Below are 3,677 nucleotides of genomic sequence, written 5' to 3' on the forward strand. Positions count from 1 at the left end.
TCCTTTCTGCTTATCCGCCTGAAGTTCGGAAAATGATTTACACGACCAATGCGATTGAAAGTCTGCACATGCAACTGCGTAAAATCGTTAAAAATCGGGGGCATTTCCCCAATGATCAAGCCGCAAAAATTGCGCTTGCTCGCTTTGCAAAACATGCAGAAAAAATGCAAAATGCCCCCGTCATTTGGAAGCAGACGGCCAATCCATTCGCCATCTTATTCGGTGAACCTTTCACAAATGCAATGAAATAGTTTTGTAACCCAGCCTCTCACACAAAATTTCGGACACTGCCCTTGAAACAGAGCAAGTTGTTTCGCAACTACCGGGTTGTGGCGCTAGGCCGTTTTTGCGTCTGTCTGTGCGCGCTCGCGCTCAACGTTTGCGCACACGGCCAGACGCTGCGCAATCCAGCATCCACTGAACCGCCTGACTTTGCCCCTCCCATTGAACGAGAGACGAAGAAATTCACGCTGACCTCGCTCAGCGCTCAGGATCAACGCTGGCTGGCGACGCTGCCGCCCTTAAGAGCCGGCGTCTACAGAGCTTTATCCAGCGATCGCCAAAGCAGCGATGAGTTGCACAGTCTATCGGATGCGTATCTCGACTATTTTGAGCGCGCATTGCGGTTGCATTTTAAACGGATTCCGGTCGAGAGCGCCGTGCAGGCGATCAGCATGTTGCGCGCAGGCACACTGGACCTCGCCGCTTCGGCGATTTTTGATGACCGCTCTGACCTGTTCGACTTCACCGTCGATTATGCATCGGACCCGCTGATGATCGTCGTGCGGCAGGATGCGTTGCCACTCGAACGCAAATCCGATTTGGCCGAACGCCGCGTCGCGGTGATCGATGACGCCGCTGCACAAGCGCTTGAAAACGATGTGCCTGCCATTCGCATTGTGCGCGCGCCATCGACGTATCAGGGGATGTATCGGGTCGCGCATAAATCAGCAGACGCCTTTGTCGGCAATCTGGCCAGCATTGATCTGAATATCCGCAAAATCTTCGGCGATACGCTCTCGATCTCTGGATCGACGAGTCTCAAACAAAGGCTCGCCTTTGCGATCGCCAAACCCTATTGCCGTTTGGCGCCGATTCTGAATCAGGCGCTTGAGGCATTGCCCAAAAAAGAGCGTCAACGTATCCGCAACCGGTGGCTGGCCGCACACCATAATGTGAACTGGTCTTCCGTGTTAAGCAAGCTCGCGCCGGTCGCGCTTGTCCTGTTCGCGGTGATTGCTGCGCTGCTTTACGGTTATCTGCGGCTGCGGGTTGAAATGAGGCGGCGGCGCCGCGCCGAGCGCGCCAAAGACGCTTTTCTGGCGATGATGAGTCATGAAATCCGCACGCCGATGAATAGCGTGCTTGGCCTCGTCGAACTGCTGCGTCATCGTCAGGCGGACGCCGAGCAGCGGCAGATGCTGGATATGGTGCATGAATCCGCGGCGGCGCTGCTGCAGATTCTGGATGATATTCTCGACTTCTCCAAAATAGAGGCCGAGCAGCTTCTGATTGAGCGCCGGCCCTTCGATCTGCGCGCGCTGTGCGATAGCGTGGCGGGCCTGCTGGCCGGCCAGGCGCGCGCCAAAGGACTCGAATTGCGCGTCGCCGTTGCCAAAAATGTGGCGGCGCGGATCGTGGGAGACCGGGTGCGCGTGCGGCAGATTCTGGTGAATCTACTCTCCAATGCGATTAAATTCACGGAGTCCGGTCAGGTCTGCCTATCGATTGCCGCCGCGGCGGGTGCGCGCCCGGCATCGCAAAAACTGATATTCCAGGTGTCGGATACCGGGGTGGGCATCGCCCCCGATGCACTGAAATCGCTTTTTAAACCTTTTGTACAGGCGGGGCCATCGATTAGCCGTCGCTACGGCGGCACTGGTCTGGGTCTTTCGATCTGCCAGCGGCTGGTCAAGCTGATGGGCGGAGAAATTTCGATCGAAAGCGCGCCTTCCCGCGGCACCACGGTGCGCTTTAGCGTTGAATTTCCGATGTATCTGCAACCGCCCGACGAATCCGCCAATCCTGCATCGCCCCTCTGTGTAGAGGCGCACGACCGTGAACAAATGCCCCATCCCCATCGCCCGCCCGCCAGCGCGCCGCGCATTCTGGTCGCCGAAGACCATCCGGTCAACCGGCTGCTTCTGCGACAGCAATTAACACAGCTCGGTTATACATGCGATACCGTGGAAAATGGCGCGCAGGCGCTTGACGCGCTGGCGCAACATTCGTATGCCTTATTGATCACCGACTGCCAGATGCCGGAGATGGACGGTTACCAGCTTGCTGAACACATCCGCGCAAACGAGAAGGCCATCCATGCCGCGCAATCATTGCCCATTCTGGCGATTACCGCCAATACATTGCGCTCGGAACAGGCGCGCTGTCTGAAAGCGGGAATCAACGACTACCTGCTCAAACCCGTCCAGCTCGACACGCTCGCGCAGCGCATCCGCCAATGGATTGCGCCTTCTGGCGCGCATCGAGAACCAGACGCGCAGGACGATAAGGACTTAGAGCATTTTTCAGCGAGCTCATACGGCGAGCGCATCGCTGCGCAGGGCAAGCCGCTGAAAAATGCTCTAGACACGCTGATCCAGTCGCTCAAACCACTTTACCGAGATCATCCCGCGCAATTGCGCGCGCTGCTCTTGACCCTGGCAGAGTCGCTGCGCGCTGATCTGGTCAGGCTGCATGAGCAGCTCAATGCGCCGCCGCCCCTTGACCGCGCGCGGCTGCGGCAATGGATTCACCGGCAAAGCGGGGCATTCGCCATTTTTGGACATACGCCCTTTACTGCGCAGTTCGATACATTACGCGCCAGCGCGCAACATGCCCCCGATGACGCATTGCGCACGGAGGCGCGCGCTCTTGCCCGCGCGCTGGAATTGTTTGCGCAGCGGCTTGAGCTTGAACTAGAGCATTTTTCAATGCGCATATTCGATCACGAGCTGCACGCTTAAGACGCCGTTCCAGTCATTGCGCGCCAGCCGGTAGACACACTGCACGCGCGCGGGCAACGGTTCGGTCCGGTTGAACCAGATCGCGGAATATTGCGCATGCGCGCGTCTGAGTGTGAGCTTCAAGTGCCGTTCTTTCACCAAGCCTTGCGTGACGACTTCAAACTCGGTGGTAAAGAGCGGCGCGGCAAACCCCTGGCCCCATACGGCGGCATCCAGCAACGCGACAAATTGCGGCGTGCAATAGGCGTCTTCCAGATCGCCATCGGTTTCAATGACGCGCGCGGGCGCGCGTTCGCCCAGCCAGGCGCGGCCCGCTTCTTCAAAGGCCGCGCGAAAACGCGGCACCTCCTCCATGCGCATTGTCAGCCCGGCGGCCATCGCATGCCCGCCGAACTGCAACAGCAGCCCTTTGTGCCGCTTTGAAATCCAGTCAAGCGCATCGCGCAGATGAAGGCCATTTACCGAACGGCCCGAACCTTTGACCAGCGCGCCCTCCTGATTGGCGGGCGCAAGCGCGATCACCGGGCGGAAAAAACGTTCTTTCAGGCGCGCGGCGAGAATGCCAATCACGCCTTGGTGCCAATGAGGATCGAATAAGGTCAGCGTCGTCTGCGTATCCGTCTGCAGCGGCTTCATGCGCTCCAGATACGCGAGCGCCTCCGCTTGCATATCGGCTTCAATGTCGCGCCGCGCGCGATTCATCTCATTCAGTTG

3 protein-coding genes are annotated in these 3,677 nt (G+C 58.4%); 2 read left to right on the forward strand and 1 reads right to left on the reverse strand.

Going from position 1 to position 3,677, the window contains the following annotated elements; translation table 11 throughout:
- Positions 1 to 251, forward strand: a 251-nt coding sequence (locus tag CAGGBEG34_RS11845; protein WP_042688452.1) for a transposase, incomplete at its 5' end; no start/stop codon positions are given.
- Positions 252 to 293: 42 nt separating this feature from the next.
- Positions 294 to 2,963 (forward strand): ATP-binding protein, encoded by a 2,670-nt coding sequence (locus CAGGBEG34_RS08590; RefSeq protein ID WP_006683269.1) that lies wholly within the window; start codon positions 294 to 296, stop codon positions 2,961 to 2,963.
- Here CAGGBEG34_RS08590 and CAGGBEG34_RS08595 read toward each other — a convergent pair.
- Positions 2,928 to 3,677, reverse strand: a 750-nt coding sequence (locus CAGGBEG34_RS08595) for a DHHA1 domain-containing protein (RefSeq protein ID WP_042688453.1), incomplete at its 5' end; no start/stop codon positions are given. The two genes, CAGGBEG34_RS08590 and CAGGBEG34_RS08595, sit on opposite strands and share 36 nt — an antisense overlap.

It is taken from the genome of Candidatus Glomeribacter gigasporarum BEG34 (genome assembly GCF_000227585.1).
Lineage (GTDB): Bacteria > Pseudomonadota > Gammaproteobacteria > Burkholderiales > Burkholderiaceae > Glomeribacter > Glomeribacter gigasporarum_B.